Below are 19981 nucleotides of genomic sequence, written 5' to 3'. Positions count from 1 at the left end.
GTGCGTCGATCAGGGCCATACCGTCTTCGTGATCTCCTGGGTCAACCCGGATGAGCGTCAGGCCGAGAAGAGCTTCGACTCCTACCTGCTCGAAGGCACCCTGGCCGCCGTCGACGCCATCGTCGAACAGACCGGCGCCAAGGAAATCAACGCAGCCGGCTACTGCCTGGGCGGCACCCTGCTCGCCACCACCCTGGCCTACATGGCCGGCAAGAAGGACAAGCGGATCGCCTCCGGCACCTTCTTCACCACCATGACCGACTTTGCCGATCCGGGCGAACTGGGCGTGTTCATCGACGAAGGCCAGGTTTCCAGCCTCGAAAAGAAGATGTTCGAGCGCGGCTACCTGGAAGGCTCCGAGATGGCTGGCACCTTCAACATGCTGCGTGCCAACGACCTGATCTGGTCCTTCGTGGTGAACAACTACCTGATGGGCAAGGATCCCTTCCCCTTCGATCTCCTGTACTGGAACTCCGATTCCACGCGCATGCCGGCGAAGATGCACAGCTTCTACCTGCGCAACATGTACATGAAGAACCTGCTGAAGGAACCCGGCGGCATCGAGATCGGCGGCGTGGCCATCGACCTGTCCAAGATCAAGGCTCCGACCTACTTCATCTCCACCATCGAAGACCACATCGCCCCGTGGAAGAGCACTTACTCCGGTGCCCGCAACTTCGGCGGCAACGTGCGCTTCGTGCTGGGCGGCTCCGGCCACATCGCCGGCATCGTCAACCCGCCGGCAGCCAACAAGTATGGCTACTGGACCAACCCCGCGGCAAAGCTGCCCGCCACCGCCGACGACTTCTTCGCCGGCGCCGAGCAGCACCCGGGCTCCTGGTGGACCGACTGGCAAGCCTGGCTGCTCGCCCAGGACGCCACCAAGGTTCCTGCCCGCGACCCTGTCGCCGGCAACCTGAAGGTACTTGAGGATGCCCCGGGCTCCTACGTGAAGGCTCGCCTGGACGCCAAAAAGGCCGCCTGATCGCTGTACCGTTGCAAAGGATAAGGGGGCTTCGGCCCCCTTATCCTTTTCTGTCTCTCCGTTTTCGCCAAAACCGACCGTGGCCACCTACCCGCTTGAAGCCCCCCTGCCCCATGGCCTGCCGGTCATCCTCGACACCAACGTGGTGCTGTCCCTGTGGATGTTCGAAGATCCGGCACTGGTCCGCCTGCGCACCGCGGTCGAAAACGGCAGCCTGCAGCCTTTCACCCGTGAGGACTGCCTGATCGAGCTGAGCCGGGTACTGGCCTATTCCCAGTTCAAGCAGCCCCACGAACGCCAGCTCGAAATTGCCGCCAGCTACCGCGCCCGCTGCACGCTGATTGACGTGATCGAACATCCGGTCTGCGAGCTTCCCAACTGCCTCGACCGGGATGACCAAAAGTTCCTGGAAGTTGCCCGCGACAGTGGCGCCCGTGCGCTGCTGAGCCGCGACAAACTGGTGCTCAAGCTGGCGCGGCGCCCGGTGATCGGCAGCCGTTTTGCCATCATCACACCCGAACGCTTTCAGGTCCTGCTGCCCGGCCCCCATGAGGGGCAACAAAAATTAACATGACATGGAATATCCCTCTGATCTGAGCCGTTAGACTGGCACTCCATACTTTCACCACGGAGTTCCTCCATGGCCATCGATACCAGCAGCCTCGACGTCAGCACGCTCATCACCACCTACCTGATTCCCCTCGGCTGGAAGATCGCCGGTGCCATCGCCCTGTGGATCATCGGCGGATGGGTCATCAACCTCATCGGCAACCTCTCCAGCCGCGGCATGACGCGCCAGAAGGTCGAGCCCACCCTCATCCGTTACGTGGAAGCCACCCTGCGCGTGATCATGCGCATCGTGCTGGTCATCGTCATTCTGTCGGTATTCGGCATCGAGACCACCAGCTTCGCCGCACTCATCGCAGCAGCGGGCGTTGCCATCGGCGTGGCCTGGAGCGGCCTGTTGTCCAACTTTGCGGCAGGTGCCTTCCTGATCATCCTGCGCCCCTTCAAGGTGGGTGACTTCATCAGTGGCGCCGGAATCACCGGTACCGTGAAGGAAATCGGCCTGTTCGCCACCACCATCGACCAGCCCGACAATGTGCGCACCACCGTCGGCAACAACAAGCTGTTCTCCGACAACATCGTCAATTACACCCTGAACCCCTGCCGCCGGGTGGACCTGACCGCCCAGCTTGCCCATAGCGTCGATCCCACCCAGGCCATGGCGCTGATCCGCGCCCGCATCGTCCAGATCCCCAACGTGCAGACGGATCCGGCGCCCGATGTGGAAATCCTGGAGTTCAACGCAGCCGGCACCAAGCTGGTCGTCCGCCCCTATTGCCACAACGACCACTACTGGCAGGTCTATTTCGACACCAACAAGGCCCTGGCTGAAGTCGGTGGCGCCAATGGCTGGCCCATTCCGGCGCCGCATCAAGTGCTGCGTCAGCCGTCCTGAGATAGACATCTGCCCGCCCGACGCCCACCACCCGGTGGGCGTTTTTCATGCAGCAGCCAGACTGCGGCGCAAGGCGGCAAGGTGACGCAGGCCTTCAATCGCCCGGCTGCCGTACCAGGACGCCATTTCGCCGTCGATCAGGCTGGCCGGCAGCCTGGAAAGGCGCCCGACCTCGTCCACGTGCTGTTCGCGAAAACGATAGGGCTCCGACGACAAGAAGACCCGCTGCACCGCCGGCAACCAGGAGGCATCCCACTCGAAAGCCGGGTAACGGGGCTCGCTGAGGATAGGGCAGGTATCCCAGCCCACCGCCGCCAGCGTTGCCGCAATATAGGTGCCCTGGGCCACGGTCATCCACGGCTCGCGCCAGATCAGGTAGAGCACCTTCTCGCGAGGCAGGGTAGCCCCCACTGCCCTGGCCTCCGCCAGCGCCGCTTCGAGCGCCCCCGCCAGCCGTTCAGACTCGGCACGCCGGTGGAAGATCGCCCCCAGCAGACGATACACCGGCAGATTGTCCTCGGGCGCACAGGGATGGGTCACGATCACGTTCGGTACGAAGGTAGCAATCTCCTCGACGCATTCCCGCCTGTTCTCGTCCACATTCACGATGATGTGGGTCGGCGCCAGGGCCCGTAAGCGCTCGAGGTTTACATCTTTGGTGCCCCCCACCTTGGTAACGGCCTGCAGCACCGGCCGGGGATGGATGCAGAAGCCGGTGCGCCCCACCAGTTGCGGCGCGAGGCCGAGGTCACATACCAGCTCCGTCAGAGAGGGCACCAGGGAAACAATGCGGGCGGGGCCATCATGGGGTTCATGACGCTGTCCGGCAGCATCGATCAGCACTTCATCAGAGGTATTGGTCATCATTGTCAAAGTATCTCAAGACCCGCGCCGTTATTGGAACCAGGCTTACATCCGGCCACTCTGACAGAGTACGGCCCACGCACATGGAGAAGAACATGAAGATCGGCGTTCCCAGGGAAACAAAGAACCACGAATATCGGGTCGGCCTGACGCCCGGCGCTGTCCGGGAAGTGGTGGCCCACGGACACGAGGTGTGGGTCGAATCGGGTGCGGGTCACGGTATCGGTGCCAGCGACAGCGATTACGAACGCGCAGGTGCCCGCATCGCCTTGAGCGCCGAGGAGGTCTTCGAGCAGGCCATCATGATCGTCAAGGTCAAGGAGCCCCTCCGCAACGAACGCGCCCGCCTCAAACCCCACCACCTTTTGTTCACTTATCTGCACCTGGCGCCCGACCCGGGCCAGGCCGAAGAGCTCATCGCCAGCGGCGTCACTGCCATCGCCTACGAAACGGTCACCGCCCCGGGTGGCGGCCTGCCCCTGCTCGCCCCCATGTCCGAGGTGGCCGGGCGGATGAGCATTCAGGCGGGCGCCTCCGCCCTGGAGAAATCCCACGGCGGCCGCGGTGTACTGCTGGGTGGCGTACCGGGCGTGGAGCCGGGCCGCGTGGTGATCCTGGGTGGCGGCACCGTGGGCAACAATGCGGCCCATACCGCCGTTGGCATGGGCGCAGACGTGACCATCATCGACAAGTCGCTGCCCGTACTGCGTCACCTCGACGAAATCTACGGCGGGCGGGTCAAGACCCTCTATGCCACCCAGGACGCCATCGAACGCCTGGTGCTGCAGGCTGACCTGGTCATCGGTGCAGTGCTGATTCCGGGGGCCACCGCCCCCAGGCTTGTCACCCGGGCCATGCTGGGCGCCATGAAGCCCGGCGCGGTGATCGTCGACGTGGCCATCGACCAGGGCGGCTGTTTCGAAACCTCGCGCCCGACTACCCACGCCGACCCCACCTACCTCGTGGACGGCATTGTCCATTATTGCGTTTCCAACATGCCCGGCGCTGTCGCCCGGACGGCCACCTACGCCCTCAATGCAGCGACCCTGCCCTACGTGCTCGCCCTCGCCGACAAGGGCTGGAAGGAGGCCCTGAAGGACGACGCAGGTTTACGCGCCGGGCTCAACATCTGCAATGGAAACGTGACCCACCCCCAGGTGGCCAACGCCCTGGGCAAGAAATACCTTCCCGCCATCACCCAACTGGGCTGACAGGCGAATTCAGGGCTAAAGGGGCAGGCCGCGTGGCTTGCGCCCGGCGCGGGCGAAAAGCCGGTCGAACAGGGGGTTGGGAAGCAGGCGCAACAGCTTGGCCACCACCCCCATCTGCCAGGGAATCACGGTGTATCCGACCCCGGCCTCAATGGCTTTCGCGAAGCGCACAGCAGCCTGGTCCGCGGGCAGCAGAAACGGCATGGGATAGGTGTTAACCGCCGTCATCGGCGTCTCGATGTAGCCCGGCGCAATGGTCACCACCTTGACCCCGCTGCCGTGAAGTTCAACCCGCAGACTTTCCAGGTAGGCAATCACCGCGGCCTTGGACGCGCTGTAGGCACCCGCACCGGGCAGACCACGAATGCCTGCGACGGATGCGATACCCACCAGGCGGCCCTGCCCCGCCGCGCGCATGGGTGCCACGAAAGGCTGAAACGTTGCCACCATGCCCAGCACATTGGTCCGCAAGACCCGCTCGAAGGCATCCAGATCGTCGGCCATCTCGGTCAGCGTGCCCACCGACACCCCGGCATTGGCAATCACCACGTCGGGCCGTCCAAACCGGGCGATGAAATCAGCGGCAGCGCCGCCCAGAGCAGCAGCATCGGCGACATCCAGTCCATACACGGCATGCTCTCCCGGCAGGCTGGCCACCAGCGCATCAAGGGCGGCAACACGACGGCCGACCAGCCCCAGGCTTGCGCCTCCAGCAGCATAGTGGCGCGCCAAGGCCTCACCGATGCCACTGGAGGCACCGGTGATGAAGACTCGAGAGACGGGGTGGGAGATTACTTGCGGCCCTGTTCGGTGCGCGCCCGGGCGATCAGCTGATCGGCCACCTTCAACGCAGCTTCATGGGAACCGGCGATGGAGCCCGAGGTGAAGTACTTGCCGTCCACCGCCAGGGTCGGCACACCCTGGATCTTGTAGTCACGACCGAGCTTCTCGATGCGCTGCATACCGACCTGCACACCAAAGGAACGGTAGGCATCAGCGAACTTCTTGCCATCGACACCCTTCTTGACCGCCCACTCCTGGGCTGCGGCCTCGGTGTTGAGGGGGAGCTTGTCTGTCTGGACGGCATCGAAAGCCAGGGGATGAAGCCGCCCCAGGTCGCCTGTGGCTGCCAGCGTCAGGTGCAGCTTGGCCAGGCCGGCGAGCTGCGGATTGCCCCATGTAACCGGCACCTGACGGAAAACCACGTCGGCGGGCAGCTTTTTGACCCACAGCTCCAGTAAGGGATCAAAGGCCTTGCAATGGGGGCAGCCGTAGTGGAAAAACTCTAGCACCTCGACCTTGCCCTTGGTTTCAGTGGGCTGGGGCGGATTGATTACCTCGAATCCGCCTCCCTGGGCACCAGCGGGCAAACCAAGGCTGCCGAGGGCGGCAAGGGCGGACAACTGCTTGAGGACATCACGACGCTGCATTAAGGTTTCTCCTGGTTCAGCCAAAGAACTCATTGAGCGGCGGTGGCCGGCTTTGGTTCCTTGGGCTTGATCTTGATGATGGCCGCGTTGATGCCATTCGTCGACAGTTGCTGCCGTGCCTTGGTCATTTCCTCCTGGCCCAGATAGGGGCCTACACGCACTCGGTGCACCGTGCCCTTTTCGGGCAACTCCACCTTCTGCACGCTGGCCTCCACCCCCATCAACGCAAGTCGCGCCTTCAGGTTGTCCGCTTCGGAGGGATCTTCGAAGGAACCGGCCTGAAGGAAGAACTTTTCGGGGACCGCGGGCTTATCGAGCAAGGCCGCCTCGGCTTTGGCCCGTTCGGCATCGCTCTCGGGCTTGCCATCCGCCTTCTCGGCCTTCTCGGGCTTGACCGGCGGCTTGACGACTTCCGTGGTTTCCTCCGGTTTGGTCGGCGCCGGCAGGGCGTCCGAGCCCTTGGGCAGGACGTTGTAGAAATCAAAGCGGGGCTTTTCCACCGGCTTGTCACCGGCCTTGCCAGGCAGGGCGATGGGCTCACTGCCCTGGGGCTTGGGTGGTGGCGGCACGACTGGCCGCTCCTCCTGCTTCGGCTTCTGGAAGGGAGACGACGCCGTGAAATACAGCGCAATCCCCGCCGCCACCAGCGCACCGAGAATCAGGCCGACAAAGATGCCGACCAGGGTACTACCGCGGCTACCCGATTTGGGCTTCTTGGTCTGCAGGCGTGGCTTGAGATCGCGACTCATGAACGACGGGTCCGGGAATTACATGGAATCGGGAGCGGAAACCCCCAGCAGCCGCAGACCGTTGCGGATGACGTGACGCACGGCGGCGGCCAGGGCCAGGCGGGCCAGCTTCAGCCCTTCATCGTCCACCAACATGCGTTCAGCGTTGTAGTAGCTGTGGAACTCACCGGCCAGATCCTTCAAATAGAAGGCGATCTGGTGCGGTGCGTAATCAGCCGCAGCGTTCTGGACGATCTCCGGAAAAGCCGTAAGACGGGCACACAGGGCCAGCTCACGCTCGTTGTCGAGGCGGGTCAGATCGGCTTCGGTCAGATCTGCCAGCACGCCGTTCCATTGGTTGAGCACGGAGCACAGACGAGCGTGGGCGTACTGGATGTAGTACACCGGGTTCTCGTTACTCTGGCTCTTGGCCAGGTCAAGATCGAAATCGAGGTGCTGGTCGGCCTTGCGCAGCACATAGAAGAAGCGGCAAGCATCGTTGCCGACTTCCTTGCGCAGCTCGCGCAGGGTGACGAACTCGCCGGAGCGGGTGGACATGGCCGCCTTCTGGCCGTCGCGGTACAGCACTGCAAACTGCACCAGCGCCACGTCGAGCTTCTCGGGTGGCAGGCCGAGGGCTTCCAGCGCGCCCTTCACACGGGGTATGTAGCCGTGGTGGTCGGCGCCCCAGATGTCGATGATGCGGTCGAAGCCACGCTCGTACTTGTTGGCGTGATAGGCGATGTCCGAGGCAAAGTAGGTAAATAGGCCGTTCTCACGTTGCACGACGCGATCCTTCTCGTCGCCGAAGGCTGTCGAACGGAACCACTTGGCACCGTCCTGCACGTAGATGTGCCCGGCAGCTTCGAGTGCGGTGACCGCCTTCTCGACAAGCCCGGTGTCGAACAGGGAGCGCTCAGAGAACCATTTGTCGAAGGTGACGCCGAACTCACCCAGATCTTCGCGGCCATCGCCGAGCTGCTCGGTCAGGGCAAAGCCATGTACCCAGGCGTAGTCGGAGCCAAGCAGGTTCTTGGCGTTGGCGATCAGGGCATCCAGGTGGCCCTCCTTGTCAGCCTCGACGCTCGGCGCACCCGCCAGCACATCGGCGGCACTCACCTTGGCGAAGCGGTCACCATGCCCTTCCTTGATCTGGGCCGCCATGTCCTTCACGTAGTCGCCCTGGTAGGCGTTGGGCGGGAAGGCGATGGCGATGCCGAAGAGGTCGAGATAGCGCAGCCAGGTAGACAAGGCCAGGATGTCCATCTGCCGGCCGGCGTCGTTGATGTAGTACTCGCGGGTCACCTCGAAGCCGGCGAAGTCGAGCACATCCGACAGGGAGGCGCCATAGGCGGCCCCACGGCCATGCCCGACGTGAAGCGGCCCGGTGGGGTTGGCGGAGACATATTCCACCTGCACCCGGACCCCGGTTTTGACGCCCCGGCCATAGGCCTCGCCGGCAGCCAGCACGGCACCGACGACAGCGGTCTTGGCATCCGCCACCAGCGTGAAGTTGATGAAGCCTGCGCCGGCCACTTCGGCCTTGGCGATCAGGCTGGAGGCCGGCAACTCGGCCAGCAACAGGTTGGCCAGCTCGCGCGGATTGCGCTTGAGGGGCTTGGCGAGTTGCAGCGCCAGGTTGCTTGCGAAGTCTCCGTGACCGGCCTGCTTCGGGCGCTCCAGGTTGATCGGCGTTTCCGCCTGCTCGGGCGCCACGCTGAGAAGGGCGGCACGGAGGAGGTCGGCAAGCTGGGTCTTGGAATCGGCGCTCATGGGGAATACTGCAACTAAAAGCACACGATTATAGCCAAGCGCCGGGCAAACCGGCGGGAAGGCGGACCTTTGGCCGTAACAAAGTACGACAGGCATGACAGAATCAGCAGGATTGACATAGTGTACCGGTCGTCGAGCCCCCGGCCGTCAACCGAGTCCCGAGCAAACCGTGAGCATTCGCCCCCTGCATGCCGTCGCACTTGCCCTAGGCGTCCTGGCCGGCCTGCCCGCCGCCGCCGAATCGCCCACCCTGCACTGGCCCCTGCCCATGCCTGCCGGCCACCCCTGGCGGATCGTCGATCTGCGCGAGGGCAATGGCATCCGCCACGAGGAGTACATTCCCCGCGGCCAAGGCATGGAAGACTACCGGGACCGCATCGTCGTGCAGCGCATGGCGTCCCAGAACCTCACCCCGGAAACCTATCTGGCCCATGTCTCGGCAGGGTTGCGCGCCCACTGCAGCGAACTGACCACCAGCGGCCTGTTCGCTTCCGAACGGGACGGGCTCCCATCGGCAGCCCTCACCGTCTACTGCTCGCGCTTCGCCTCCCGCAGCTATGGCTACGTAGTGGCCCAGAAGGCGGTTCTCGATGGCGAACACCTTTTCGTGGTGGAACGGGAATGGCGGGTGCCGGCCTTCAGCATCGACGCCACCGGGATGCCCCAGCTCGACTCCGGTTCGCCCGACGACGAGGCCATCAAGAAGGAAATCCGCCTGGCGGTACGCTGGCTGGTGGAGCAGGTGCAACCCGGGGTCGAAGCCGTTGCCCCGCCGCCTCCGCCGACCAGGCTGCCGCAACGTCCCAAGCGCCACCTCTGACCCGCGGCGCATGGCGCCGGCCGTGCTTTGCGCGCCCAGGCTTTCCGGGCACAATCCGCGTTTTACTTTCCACCATCCGCCGTGCGCCTCTTCCGACTCGTCAAGATCATCTCCGTCAGCCTGAAATACGGGCTCGACCAGATGATTCTCTCCAACGAGCCGTCCGGCCGGCTGGCTTGGCTGGCGAGGCTGACCCTGTTCCGGCGCACCTTCGACGAACCCGCCGGCGCCCGCCTGCGCCAGGCACTCGAGTCCCTGGGCCCGATCTTCGTCAAGTTCGGCCAGATGCTGTCCACCCGCCGCGACCTGCTGCCCCCGGCCATCGCCGAAGAGCTGGCCCGCCTGCAGGACCGCGTACCGCCCTTCACCAGCGCCGAGGCGCTGGCCCAGCTGCAGGAAGCCTACGGCAAGCCCGCCGATGCGGTTTTCGCGCGCTTCGACCGGGAACCCATCGCCTCGGCCTCCATCGCCCAGGTGCACTTCGCCCAACTGCCGGACGGCACCGAAGTGGCGGTCAAGATCCTGCGCCCGGGCATCGCCCCTGTCATCGCCCACGACCTGGCCCTGCTCGACGTGGCCGCCACCGTGCTCGAAAAACTGTGGCCGGAAGGGCGCCGCCTGAAACCGCGGGAAGTGGTGGCCGAGTTCTCCAAATACCTGCGCGACGAGCTCGACCTGATGCGCGAGGCCGCCAACTGCTCCCAGCTGCGGCGCAACTTCAAGGATTCCGAGCTGCTCGTAGTGCCCGAAGTGCACTGGGACTTCTGCACCACCAACGTGATGGTGATGGAGCGCATGAAGGGCGTGCCCATCTCCCAGCTCGACGCCCTCAAGGCCCACGGGGTGGACCTCAAGGCCCTGTCCCGGGCTGGCGTGGAGATCTTCTTCACCCAGGTGTTCCGCGACGGCTTCTTCCACGCCGACATGCACCCGGGCAACATCTTCGTGGCCACCGACGGCCCCACCCGCGGGCGCTACATCGCTCTCGACTTCGGCATCATTGGCAGCCTGAACGACTCGGACAAGAAGTACCTGGCCACCAACTTCCTGGCCTTCTTCCAGCGCGACTACCGGCGCGTCGCCCTGGCCCACATCGAAGCAGGCTGGGTACCCGCACACACCCGGGTCGACGAGTTCGAAGGCGCCATCCGTGCCGTCTGCGAACCCATCTTCGACCGCCCGCTTAAAGACATCTCTTTCGGCAAGACCCTGCTGCGCCTGTTCCAGACGGCCCGGCGCTTCGAGATGGAAGTCCAGCCGCAGCTCGTACTGCTGCAAAAGACCCTGCTCAACATCGAGGGCCTCGGCCGCCAGCTGGACCCGGACCTCGACCTGTGGAAAACGGCAAAACCCTTCCTCGAACGCTGGATGAACGACCAGATGGGCTGGCGTGCCCTGCTGCGTCACGCCAAAGACGAAGCCCCCTCCTGGGCTGCCACCCTGCCCCAGCTCCCGCGCCTGGTGCACCAGGCCCTCGCGCCCCCCCGGGACGACGGCACCCGGGCCGAGCTGGCCCGCCTGGCCACGGAAAGCCGGCGCACCCGGGCCTGGCTGATCGCCTGCGCATTCCTTCTTGCCAGCCTCGCGGCCCTCGAAGCCTGGCACTGGCTGCACTGAACAAAGGGCGGCCTCCCCCGCTCCAACAGGCGTAAGGGTTCCACTCCCGGCACCAGCGACCTGTCACCGAAGGAAGATCATGCCCGCCCCGCTCGCGCCCCCCCGCCCGGTCCGCATCGTCGGCGTCGGCTCCTGCCTCGGCGCCCCCATTTTCGGCCCCGCCGCAGGGCCCCGCGCCCTCAAGGATCTGGGTTTCGACGCCCATCTGCGCCAACGCGGCATCCCCGCACGCTGGCAGAAGCTGATGGAGCCCTCAGCCCCCAAGCCGCCCCAGGCGCCGCTGCAGGAACGCCTCGGAACGGTGAGCGCCATGCTCCACGATCTGGCCGATGAAGTGGCCGCGATCTGCCGCGACGGCGCCATTCCCCTCGTCCTCGGTGGCGACCATGCCATCGGCGCCGGCACCTGGCGCGGCGTCGCCCGCGCCCTCGCGCCCCAGGGCAAGCTCGGCCTGATCTGGATCGACGCCCACCTGGATGCCCACACCGACCGCACGACGCACAGCGGCAACATCCATGGCATGCCGCTGGCGGCGCTGCTCGGCATCGGCGACGAGAGCCTCACCGGGCTCCCCGGCCCGCATCTCGACCCGGCCCACGTGGCCATCGTCGGCGCCCGCTCCTGGGAACCCGAAGAAAAAACGCTCCTGAACAGGCTGGGCGTAAAGATCTTCACCATGGCCGAAGTAAAGAAGCGCGGCCTGCCCGCGGTGCTGTGCGAGGCCATGAGCATTGCCCGACAGGGCACCGCGGGCTTCGGCGTGTCGGTGGATCTCGACTCCATGGATTGCGCCGCCCTGCCCGCCACCACCTGCCTGGTGCCGGACGGGCTGGATCCGCAAACCCTGGTGGACAACCTCCACGGGCTGCGCAGCTGCGCCGATCTGGTGGCCCTGGAGATCGTCGAGTACGTCCCCGAACGCGATCGCGACGGCAGCGGGGCCCGCTGGGTGACCGAACTCGCCGCCGCCGCCCTCGGACCGACCACGGCCAACCTGCGCCAGCGCGAGGACACCTTCGGTGCCCACAACTACGCACCGCTGCCGGTGGTGTTCACCCGCGGCCAGGGCGCCTGGCTATGGGACGTGGAGGGGCGCCGCTACCTGGACATGATGAGTGCCTACTCGGCGGTGAGCTTCGGCCACAGCCATCCGCGGCTGGTCCAGGCCCTGGTGGACCAGGCGGGGCGCCTGGCCCTTACCTCCCGCGCCTATTCCAACGACCGTCTGCCCCTGATGCTCGAGCGCCTGTCGGCCCTGCTCGGCTACGATCGGGCCCTGCCCGTGAATACCGGCCTCGAAGCGGTCGAAACCGCCCTCAAGGCGGCCCGCAAATGGGCCCACACCATCAAGGGAGTGCCCGACGGCCAGGCCGAGATCATCGTCTGCGACAACAACTTCCACGGCCGCTCCACCACCATCGTCAGCTTCTCCAGCGAGGCCCAATACCGGAACGGCTTCGGCCCCCTCACCCCGGGCTTCCGCAGCATCCCCTTCGGCGACGCCGAGGCCCTGGCTGCCGCCATCACGCCACGTACCGCCGCCTTCCTGTTCGAGCCCATCCAGGGCGAAGGCGGCATCGTCATCCCGCCGGCCGGCTGGCTGACCCGCTGCGCCGAAATCTGCCGCACCAACCGGGTCCTGCTGATCGCCGACGAGGTGCAGACCGGCCTCGGCCGGACCGGCCGGCTGCTCGCCTGCCAGCATGAAAACGTGCGCCCCGATGGCGTCATCCTCGGCAAGGCCCTGGGCGGTGGCCTGCTGCCGGTTGCCGCCTTCCTGGCGGACGACGCCCTCATGAAGGTCTTCCAGCCTGGCGATCATGGCTCGACATTCGGCGGCAACCCCCTCGCCGCCGCCGTCGCCACCGAGGCCCTGGCCCTGCTCGCCGAAGACAGGCTTGCCGAACGCTCCGCAGCCCTCGGCGCCCGTTTCCTGGCGCGCCTGCAAGCCATCGACAACCCCTTGATCCGTGAGGTCCGCGGGCGTGGTCTGATGATCGGGATGGAACTCGACACCCGCCGCGCTCCGGCCCGGGTCGCCGCCGAATGGATGCTGGCCCGCGGTCTGATGACCAAGGACACCCACGAGAAGGTGCTGCGTTTCGCCCCTCCCCTCATCGTCAGCGAGGCCGAACTCGAATGGGCGGCCACAACCATCGAGGACGCCCTCGCCGACCTCGCCCGCCGCTTTCCTGCCGGAGACACCCCATGACCGAAAAACTTGACCGCCTCGTCGCTGAAGCCCGTCGTGCCGCCGACAAGCGCGCGGAGGGCTACCGGGAGAAGGCCCTCAAGCTGTACCCGTGGATCTGCGGCCGCTGTGCCCGGGAGTTCACCACCACCAACCTGCGTGAGCTCACCGTCCATCACCGCGACCACAACCACGACAACAACCCGCCCGACGGCAGCAACTGGGAGCTCCTGTGCCTTTACTGCCACGACAATGAGCACCAGCGGCAGCTGGAGGCAACCCAGGGCCAGGTTGCCGCCAAGCAACCCGGCAAGGCCGCCACCCACTCCCCCTTTTCCGGGCTGGGCGCCCTGCTCAAGAAGAACTGAGCAGCCCGGCGCCTTACCGGGAGGGATATGCCCTGCGCAAAGGCAGATTCCTGCCTGCAAGCCACCCTGTCCCGGTATTCCGGTGCTAAGCTCGCAGACGTGGAAGACCTCCCCTGCCCCGGGCGCGGGTGCGTTCTCCACGTCCAAACGGAAAGCCACAGGACAAGCCCTCGTCATCGCTCTGTCCTGCGTGCTCATCGAAAACAGCTCCCTTTTAGAGCGAGCGTTTTGAGAGGGTTGTCGTGAATAAACTTGCAACGTCCGGCATCGCCATTGCTCTTGCCGGCATGATGATCGGCTGCGCCCCGCGTTACGCGGATGTCCCCGCCCCGACCCGCTTCGAGCACTCGAAGCAGGACAAACTGCAGGCTGCCGAGCACTGGCGCAAGATCGCCGAGCACTTCGCCAGCCAGCTCGCCACCGACCTGCGCGACAAGCTGGGCGGCCGCGCCCTTCATGTTCCGAATCCTGGCGACGAACAGGCCTTCGTCGACGGCTTCCGCGAACTGCTCACCACCGCCCTGGTCGCGCAAGGCCTGCCGGTGAGCACGGATGCCCGCAACGCCCTGACGGTGGACGTACGCTACTCCATCTACAGCTTCCGCCCCGACCGGGCCCAAAACACCTATTACTACGGCGATGCCACCGCCCTGACCGCCGGCCTGTGGGCCATCGGAGCCGTCGCGGCCTCCGACATCTCGCCCAACGCGGGCATCTCGGCTGGCGTCAAGGTGCTGTCTGCGGTCGCCGGCATCGAGAGCTTTGCCTGGCTTTCCCAGGAGGGCATGGGCCGCGGCCAATACGCTTCCGGCCCCGTTCCGCGCTCGGAGATCATCCTGACCGCCGCAGTGGCCGACAACACCCGGATCGTCAGCCGGCGGACCAACATCTACTACGCCACCGACGACGACAGCGATCTTTACTGGAAGAAGCCAGCGCGGGGCGTGAATATCCCGGTCATGGGTGACTGTGGCGAGAGGAGCAAGCTATGCGTCCGCTGATGTATGCCACGCTGGCCGCGGCCGGTTTGATGCTGACTGCCTGCGAAACCACGCCCAAGGTCAGCACCCTGTCCGAGCCGACCTACGAACAAGCCCAGAACAACGCCTTCAATACCGCCAACTACAATGCTGTGGGCGAGCTGATGAAGCGCTACCCGGCCGCCCCGGCGGCGTCTAGCAACAACTTCAGCGGCGGCGCGGACGCGCCCTTCATCGTTGCCACCCTGGTCAATATCGATCAGCTGGAGCAATCCTCCACCTTAGGGCGCCTGATCTCCGAGCAGGTGGCCTCGCGCATGTCCCAGCTGGGCTACGGCGTGCTTGAGCTGAAGGTGCGCAACGGCATCTACATGAAGCGCAACGAGGGGGAGCTGCTACTCACGCGGGAGATCAAGGAGGTCGCCTCCACTCACAACGCACAGGCCGTCATCGTCGGCACCTACGCCGAGAGTTCAACCATGGTTTACGTCAATCTCAAGGTGGTCAATCCGGCCACCAGCGTGATCATCGCGGCCTACGACTACGCCCTCCCTATGGATAAGCAGATTCACAGCCTGATCCGCAAACGCTAGGCCCGCGGTTTTTTCCGGTGCAGGTCACCCAGGGGGCGTCATGATGGCGCCCCCTTTTTGCTGCAGGTTCCAGATGGCCAGGCACCACCCTCGATTCGGCGGCCAGACTTCACCGCAAACACCCCGATCCGGCGTAGCATTCGCCCCCCGCCATTTTCTGCATCATCCATGAGCGCCACCCCCGCCCGCGCCTGCGGCATCGACTTCGGCACATCCAACTCCACCGTGGGCTGGTTGCGTCCAGGCGCCCCCACCCTCCTGACCCTGGAAGCCGGCAAGCCAACCCTGCCATCGGCCGTGTTCTTCAACGCCGACGAGGAGAGTACCCACTTCGGACGGGATGCACTCGCGGAGTACCTGGAGGGCTACGAGGGCCGCCTGATGCGGGCACTGAAAAGCCTGCTGGGCAGCAGCCTGATGGACGGGAGCACCGAAGTCGGCGGTCGGGCGCTGCCCTTCAAGGATCTGCTGGCCAGCTTCATCGGCGAGTTGAAGACCCGCGCCGAGGCCCAGGCCGGGCGCAGTTTCGATCAGGCGGTTTTCGGCCGTCCGGTGCATTTCGTGGACGACAACGAGACCGCCGACCGCCGGGCCCAGGACACCCTGGAGGCCATCGCCCGGCAGGTGGGCTTCAAGGACGTTAGCTTCCAGTTCGAACCGATCGGTGCCGCCCTCCACTACGAGGCGGGTCTCGACCGGGAGGAGCTGGTGCTGATCGCCGATATCGGTGGCGGCACGGCGGACTTCTCGCTGGTGCGCCTGTCCCCTGAGCGGGCCCGGCGGGTGGACCGCCGTGAGGATCTGCTCGGCAATGCCGGCCTCCATGTGGGCGGCACGGATTTCGACCGAGCCCTGAGCCTGGAGGCCGTGATGCCCCTGCTCGGCTACCGGGGCCTGATGAAGAGCGGCGCAGAGATCCCCTCAAACCTGTTCTTCCAGCTCGCCACCTGGCACACCATCAACTTCGCTTACACACGCCAGGCCTTCGCCGATTTTCAGCACATCTATCGGGATGCGGCGGCCCGCCGGGAGCTGGACCGACTGGCCCGGCTGATCGGCCAGCGCGAAGGGCACTGGCTGGCCCTGCAGGTTGAACAGGCCAAGATCGATCTTTCCACTGCCGACACCACCCTCCTCCACCTCGACCGACTCGAAGCGGGGCTCGCCCACGGCATCAGCCGGGAAGATTTCGCTCAGGCCACCCGCAGCCTGGTGGAACGGGTGGCCGCCACGGTCGGCGGCTTGCTGGACCAGGCGGGGGTGGCGCGGGAGCAGGTGGATACCCTGTATTTCACTGGCGGCGCCAGCGGAGTACCGCAGCTCCGGGCACGCATCGCTTCCGAGCTGCCCCAGGCGCGCAGTGTGGAGGGCGACCTGTTCGGCAGTATCGGGGCCGGGCTGGCGGTGGAAGCCGCCCGCCGCTACGGCTGAGGGTCGGGGCCAGCGTCCTGCGACGCCAGCACACAACGATCCCGCCCGCTGCCCTTGGCCTGGTAAAGGGCGATGTCGGCCTGCGCCAGGCTCTCCTCCAGATCACGCCCGGTGGCATCGGCAAGGCCAATACTGACCGTCACCGGCAGGACGCTTCCATCGGGCAGCAGAGGGGGCGCTGCGGCCAGACGCTCACGCAGGCGCCCAGCCAGACGCAAGGCCTCTTCAGGCGTGGTTTCGGGAAAGATGAAGGCAAACTCCTCCCCCCCGTAGCGCCCCACCCGATCGGTCTGCCGGAGCGTTTCCGCAACCAGGGTGGCGAAACTCTGCAACACGTGATCACCCACGGCATGGCCAAAACGGTCGTTCACCTGCTTGAAGTGATCCAGATCGGCGAGACCCACCGTGATCGGACGACCGTAGCGCCGGGCCCGGGCCATCTCCTCCGCCGCCTGTCCGAGAAAATGGCGCCGGTTGGCCAGGCCGGTCAGGCCATCGGTGGTGGCCAGGCGCTCGAGCTTGCGCCGGACATCTTCGTTCTCCCGCAGAGTGGCGTGGAAACGCACGATGGCCTCCTCCACCGCGTGGATCTCGGCCATGGGCGCAGAGCTCAGCGCCGGCAGCGGCCCCCGCGCATCCAGGCTCGTCAGGACACGGTGGATGCGCTGCAGGGGCTGGATGAGGTAACGCCGCAGAATGAACAGGAAGCTGCCCAGAAAAGCCCCGTCTAGCACCAGATTGAAGAGGAGCTTATAGCGGGTTTGCTCCACGGCAGCGGACATGCGATCGAGCTCGGCACTGACCCTCTGCCCACCCTCCACGGACAGATCGTCGGCGAGCAGGCGCAGGCGCGCTGACAGCGCCTCCCAGGCCTTCAGGTCAGCCGCGGAGACGGGGCGGCCTGCCGGCGGTTTCACCAGGAAGCGCTCCACCTCCGCCGCCAGCGCCGCGGTGCGGGGATCCTCCCCCATGCCCGGATGGGCCGCCAGAATACGGACGAGAAAGAGGGCATCTTCCCGGGACACCTCGTCGGTGGCCGTAAGCACACGCTGCCCGCCGAGACGAAGCTCTTCGAGATTACGCGCCAGACGCTGGCGCTCCAGGGTCCACGGAACCGTCTCGTCATGCAGTCGGGCCACCACATCGGTCACCATGCGCTGATCCACCGCCAGCAGGACCACCAGACTCACGGCGACAAGGGCAAAGACGCTCCCCAGGACAGCCAGGACGGTTCCCGCCGGCCAGCGCCTGACTGCATCAGCAGCCAGGGGGTATCGCCCTGCCGACTTCCGGTCGTCCGTGCTCACTGGAGGCGGAAGGGGATGAAGCGGCTGTTGATGCGGTCGAAGCGGCCATCGCGCTTGATCCGGTCAATGGCCTCGTTGAGCCGGGCGAGCAGCTCGGGAGTACGGGGATTCACGCTCAGACACACATCGCCGGCCAGCTGGGGATCACGCAGCAGGGTGGTGGTGAGACCGAGGGGATGAATACGTGAATCCTGCTGCAAGGCAACGGCCGTTGCCATGGGCAGCAGCGCCGCCTCGGCATGACCGCGCAGCAAGGCCGTGACCACCTCGCCATGGCTGTCAAGCAGCAGGCTCTTCCAGCCCTGAGCCTGGACGTAGCGGGCCTGAACGCCTCCCCGGACAACTGCGCTGCTCACCCCACCCGGCACAACGCCCGGCCGGGCAAACCACACACTGATCGAACGGTAGTAGGGCTTACTCATGAGCACCCGGGCACGCCGCTCGGGCGTGGACAGCAGACTCACCGCCGCAAAGTCGAACTCACCGGCAGCCACCACATCGACCACCCGTTCGAGGGTCACCGGCACTGGCTCGCACTTCACGCCCATCGCTTCACACAGGGCATACATGATCTCCACATTGAAGCCCGTCAGCACCCCGGCGTCGTCGGTGTAGGACATGGGAGGCGAATAATTGAGCACGGCCACCCGCAAGGCCTTCTCGGCTGCATGCCCGTGAAGGGAACACATCAGCGCCAGGGTGACGACGAGGCAGCGGAGGATCATTATTTGCGGTACGGAATTCCAGACACTGCCGAATTTCTCGATTTTACCTTTCCGGAAGGCAGAGTGAAGCGCTGATCGCCCCCTGCTCCGGATTCCGATGCGCAGGGCGTGGGCACAAAAAAAAAGGGGCCGTCCAAGGACGACCCCACTCCCTCGACAGGAACCCGCCACAAGGACGAGTCTCCCTCCCCATCGAACGAAACCTGTCGGCCATGCCAGGCGGGAGACGCCCGGCATGGCCCGCGTATTGATTACTCGAACTCGATGATGACCTCGTCGACGGTCAGGCTCTGACCAGCCTCACCGACAATTTTCTTGACCTTGCAGTCCTGCTCGGCCTTGAGGATGTTTTCCATCTTCATCGCTTCGATGACGGCCAGCTTCTCGCCGGCCTTCACATCCTGACCCACCTTGACCGCCACTTCACGCAGCAGGCCCGGCATCGGGGACAGCAGGTACTTGGACAGGTCGGGCGGCAACTTCTCGGGCATCAGGGCCAGCAGCTCTGCGGCGCGGGCGCTCATCACCATGAAGTCGGCACGGGTGCCCCAGTGGAACAGGCTGTAACGGGTCTTGTGACGCTCCACCTGGAGAGTGAAGGGCTCGCCGTTGCAGGTGCCACTGAACAGGGATTCACCGAGCTTCCAGTCGGACCTGAGCTCGTAGCTCTTGCCCAGATATTCCACGTGGTAGCCACCGGCGATGGGCTTGGCGATCACCGGGTGGTGCTCGTTACCCTCCTTGTTCAGGCGAACCACCATCCAGCTATCACTGACGATGCGCTCATGGCCCTGGAGCTGGCCAGTGATCGAAGCGGAACGGTCGGTGAAGGCGCGGTAGACATAGGCCGCAACGGAAACCAGCAGCGCCGGATCATCGTGGGGCACCATCGAGGCATCAAAACCCGTCGGGTAGTGCTTGGGGATGAAGCCGGTGTCAAAGATGCCGGAATGGAAAACCGGATGCTGCATCAGCGCGGCCTGGAACGGGATGTTCGAGGAGATGCCACGGATCACGAAGCCATTGAGGGCATCACGCATGCGGGCGATGGCCTGCTCGCGGGTCGGTGCGTGCACGATGAGCTTGGCGATCATCGAGTCGTAGAACATGGAGATCTCGCCACCGTCGTAGACACCGGTATCGACGCGGGTAGTGCCCTTGTCGTCGGTGGTTTCCTTGGGCGGCAGGAACTTCACCAACCGGCCGGTGGAGGGCAGGAAGCCGCGGAAGGGGTCTTCCGCGTTGATCCGGCATTCCATGGACCAGCCGTTGATCTTAACGTCGGCCTGGGTCAGCGGCAGCTTCTCGCCATAGGCGACGCGGATCATCTGCTCGACCAGGTCGAGGCCGGTGATCAGTTCGGTGACCGGGTGTTCGACTTGCAGGCGGGTATTCATTTCCAGGAAGTAGAACTCCTTGGTCGCCCCGGAAACGACGAACTCGACCGTACCGGCCGATTCGTAATCCACCGCGCGGGCCAGCGCCACGGCTTGTTC

General features: G+C 65.3%; 19 protein-coding genes. 11 read left to right on the top strand and 8 right to left on the bottom strand.

What is annotated here, in order from left to right; all coding sequences use genetic code 11:
- The 3 genes from ACIQ09_RS16425 to ACIQ09_RS16415 form a co-directional block, all read left to right on the top strand.
- Positions 1-985, top strand: a 985-nt coding sequence (locus ACIQ09_RS16425) for a PHA/PHB synthase family protein (RefSeq protein WP_398312224.1), incomplete at its 5' end; no start/stop codon positions are given.
- A 79-nt stretch (positions 986-1064) separates the two neighbouring features.
- Positions 1065-1559: a putative toxin-antitoxin system toxin component, PIN family gene (locus tag ACIQ09_RS16420; RefSeq protein WP_398312221.1), complete on the top strand. Its 495-nt coding sequence runs from the start codon at positions 1065-1067 to the stop codon at positions 1557-1559.
- 66 nt (positions 1560-1625) lie between these two features.
- Entirely contained in the window at positions 1626-2447 is an 822-nt protein-coding gene (locus ACIQ09_RS16415) for a mechanosensitive ion channel family protein (protein ID WP_398312218.1), read from the top strand.
- Positions 2448-2492: 45 nt separating this feature from the next.
- Here the strand turns inward: ACIQ09_RS16415 and ACIQ09_RS16410 are convergent, their stop codons facing one another.
- Positions 2493-3314: a helical backbone metal receptor gene (locus ACIQ09_RS16410; protein ID WP_398312215.1), complete on the bottom strand. Its 822-nt coding sequence runs from the start codon at positions 3312-3314 to the stop codon at positions 2493-2495.
- Positions 3315-3406: 92 nt separating this feature from the next.
- Between ACIQ09_RS16410 and ald the strand changes: the two genes are divergently transcribed.
- A complete protein-coding gene (gene ald, locus ACIQ09_RS16405) occupies positions 3407-4522 on the top strand; it encodes an alanine dehydrogenase (protein WP_398312212.1) in 1116 nt (371 codons plus the stop codon).
- Positions 4523-4537: 15 nt separating this feature from the next.
- Here ald and ACIQ09_RS16400 read toward each other — a convergent pair whose 3' ends face one another.
- From ACIQ09_RS16400 to argS, 4 genes are read right to left on the bottom strand one after another with little or no spacing between them, the layout of a single operon-like run.
- Positions 4538-5287 (bottom strand): SDR family oxidoreductase, encoded by a 750-nt coding sequence (locus ACIQ09_RS16400; RefSeq protein WP_398312227.1) that lies wholly within the window; start codon positions 5285-5287, stop codon positions 4538-4540.
- Between the two features lie 26 nt (positions 5288-5313).
- The gene (locus ACIQ09_RS16395) at positions 5314-5952 is read right to left on the bottom strand and encodes a thiol:disulfide interchange protein DsbA/DsbL (RefSeq protein WP_398312209.1); all 639 of its coding nucleotides are present in this window, start codon (positions 5950-5952) and stop codon (positions 5314-5316) included.
- A gap of 29 nt (positions 5953-5981) precedes the next feature.
- Positions 5982-6701, bottom strand: coding sequence for an SPOR domain-containing protein (locus ACIQ09_RS16390; RefSeq protein ID WP_398312206.1), 720 nt, complete (start codon positions 6699-6701; stop codon positions 5982-5984).
- 18 nt (positions 6702-6719) lie between these two features.
- The gene (gene argS, locus ACIQ09_RS16385; protein ID WP_398312203.1) at positions 6720-8453 is read right to left on the bottom strand and encodes an arginine--tRNA ligase; all 1734 of its coding nucleotides are present in this window, start codon (positions 8451-8453) and stop codon (positions 6720-6722) included.
- A gap of 169 nt (positions 8454-8622) precedes the next feature.
- Here argS and ACIQ09_RS16380 point away from each other — a divergent pair, with 169 nt between their 5' ends.
- The 7 genes from ACIQ09_RS16380 (at position 8623) to ACIQ09_RS16350 (ending at position 16453) form a co-directional block, all read left to right on the top strand.
- Positions 8623-9273, top strand: coding sequence for a hypothetical protein (locus ACIQ09_RS16380; protein WP_398312200.1), 651 nt, complete (start codon positions 8623-8625; stop codon positions 9271-9273).
- Between the two features lie 81 nt (positions 9274-9354).
- Positions 9355-10890, top strand: a complete 1536-nt coding sequence (gene ubiB / locus ACIQ09_RS16375; RefSeq protein ID WP_398312197.1) for a ubiquinone biosynthesis regulatory protein kinase UbiB — start codon at positions 9355-9357, stop codon at positions 10888-10890.
- A 79-nt stretch (positions 10891-10969) separates the two neighbouring features.
- On the top strand, positions 10970-13102 hold the full coding sequence (gene rocD / locus ACIQ09_RS16370) for an ornithine--oxo-acid transaminase (RefSeq protein WP_398312194.1): 2133 nt from the start codon (positions 10970-10972) through the stop codon (positions 13100-13102).
- Complete coding sequence (locus tag ACIQ09_RS16365; RefSeq protein ID WP_398312191.1) at positions 13099-13449, top strand: YajD family HNH nuclease; 351 nt, start codon at positions 13099-13101, stop codon at positions 13447-13449. The genes rocD and ACIQ09_RS16365 overlap by 4 nt, the downstream gene beginning before the upstream one ends.
- A gap of 242 nt (positions 13450-13691) precedes the next feature.
- Positions 13692-14450, top strand: coding sequence for a hypothetical protein (locus tag ACIQ09_RS16360; protein ID WP_398312188.1), 759 nt, complete (start codon positions 13692-13694; stop codon positions 14448-14450).
- Positions 14438-15022: a FlgO family outer membrane protein gene (locus tag ACIQ09_RS16355; protein WP_398312186.1), complete on the top strand. Its 585-nt coding sequence runs from the start codon at positions 14438-14440 to the stop codon at positions 15020-15022. The genes ACIQ09_RS16360 and ACIQ09_RS16355 overlap by 13 nt, the downstream gene beginning before the upstream one ends.
- 168 nt (positions 15023-15190) lie before the next feature.
- Positions 15191-16453, top strand: a complete 1263-nt coding sequence (locus ACIQ09_RS16350; protein WP_398312183.1) for an Hsp70 family protein — start codon at positions 15191-15193, stop codon at positions 16451-16453.
- Here the strand turns inward: ACIQ09_RS16350 and ACIQ09_RS16345 are convergent.
- From ACIQ09_RS16345 to ACIQ09_RS16335, 3 genes are all read right to left on the bottom strand, one after another.
- Positions 16444-17643 (bottom strand): GGDEF domain-containing protein, encoded by a 1200-nt coding sequence (locus ACIQ09_RS16345; RefSeq protein ID WP_398312180.1) that lies wholly within the window; start codon positions 17641-17643, stop codon positions 16444-16446. The two genes, ACIQ09_RS16350 and ACIQ09_RS16345, sit on opposite strands and share 10 nt — an antisense overlap.
- A gap of 113 nt (positions 17644-17756) precedes the next feature.
- Positions 17757-18485: a transporter substrate-binding domain-containing protein gene (locus tag ACIQ09_RS16340; protein WP_398312178.1), complete on the bottom strand. Its 729-nt coding sequence runs from the start codon at positions 18483-18485 to the stop codon at positions 17757-17759.
- A 251-nt stretch (positions 18486-18736) separates the two neighbouring features.
- On the bottom strand, positions 18737-19981 hold a 1245-nt coding region (locus tag ACIQ09_RS16335; protein WP_398312175.1), incomplete at its 5' end, for a biotin/lipoyl-containing protein.

The sequence above is a fragment of the Zoogloea sp. genome (assembly GCF_044344315.1).
GTDB lineage: Bacteria > Pseudomonadota > Gammaproteobacteria > Burkholderiales > Rhodocyclaceae > Zoogloea.
This window is presented reverse-complemented; position numbering and strand designations above follow the sequence as displayed.

Coding starts and splice junctions, on each gene's coding strand:
- ACIQ09_RS16340 (WP_398312178.1), bottom strand. CDS start 18,485: ATGATCCTCCGCTGCCTCGTCGTCACCCTGGCGCTGATGTGTTCCCTT.
- ald (WP_398312212.1), top strand. CDS start 3,407: ATGAAGATCGGCGTTCCCAGGGAAACAAAGAACCACGAATATCGGGTC.
- argS (WP_398312203.1), bottom strand. CDS start 8,453: ATGAGCGCCGATTCCAAGACCCAGCTTGCCGACCTCCTCCGTGCCGCC.
- ACIQ09_RS16395 (WP_398312209.1), bottom strand. CDS start 5,952: ATGCAGCGTCGTGATGTCCTCAAGCAGTTGTCCGCCCTTGCCGCCCTC.
- ACIQ09_RS16355 (WP_398312186.1), top strand. CDS start 14,438: ATGCGTCCGCTGATGTATGCCACGCTGGCCGCGGCCGGTTTGATGCTG.
- rocD (WP_398312194.1), top strand. CDS start 10,970: ATGCCCGCCCCGCTCGCGCCCCCCCGCCCGGTCCGCATCGTCGGCGTC.
- ACIQ09_RS16415 (WP_398312218.1), top strand. CDS start 1,626: ATGGCCATCGATACCAGCAGCCTCGACGTCAGCACGCTCATCACCACC.
- ACIQ09_RS16410 (WP_398312215.1), bottom strand. CDS start 3,314: ATGATGACCAATACCTCTGATGAAGTGCTGATCGATGCTGCCGGACAG.
- ACIQ09_RS16390 (WP_398312206.1), bottom strand. CDS start 6,701: ATGAGTCGCGATCTCAAGCCACGCCTGCAGACCAAGAAGCCCAAATCG.
- ACIQ09_RS16365 (WP_398312191.1), top strand. CDS start 13,099: ATGACCGAAAAACTTGACCGCCTCGTCGCTGAAGCCCGTCGTGCCGCC.
- ACIQ09_RS16350 (WP_398312183.1), top strand. CDS start 15,191: ATGAGCGCCACCCCCGCCCGCGCCTGCGGCATCGACTTCGGCACATCC.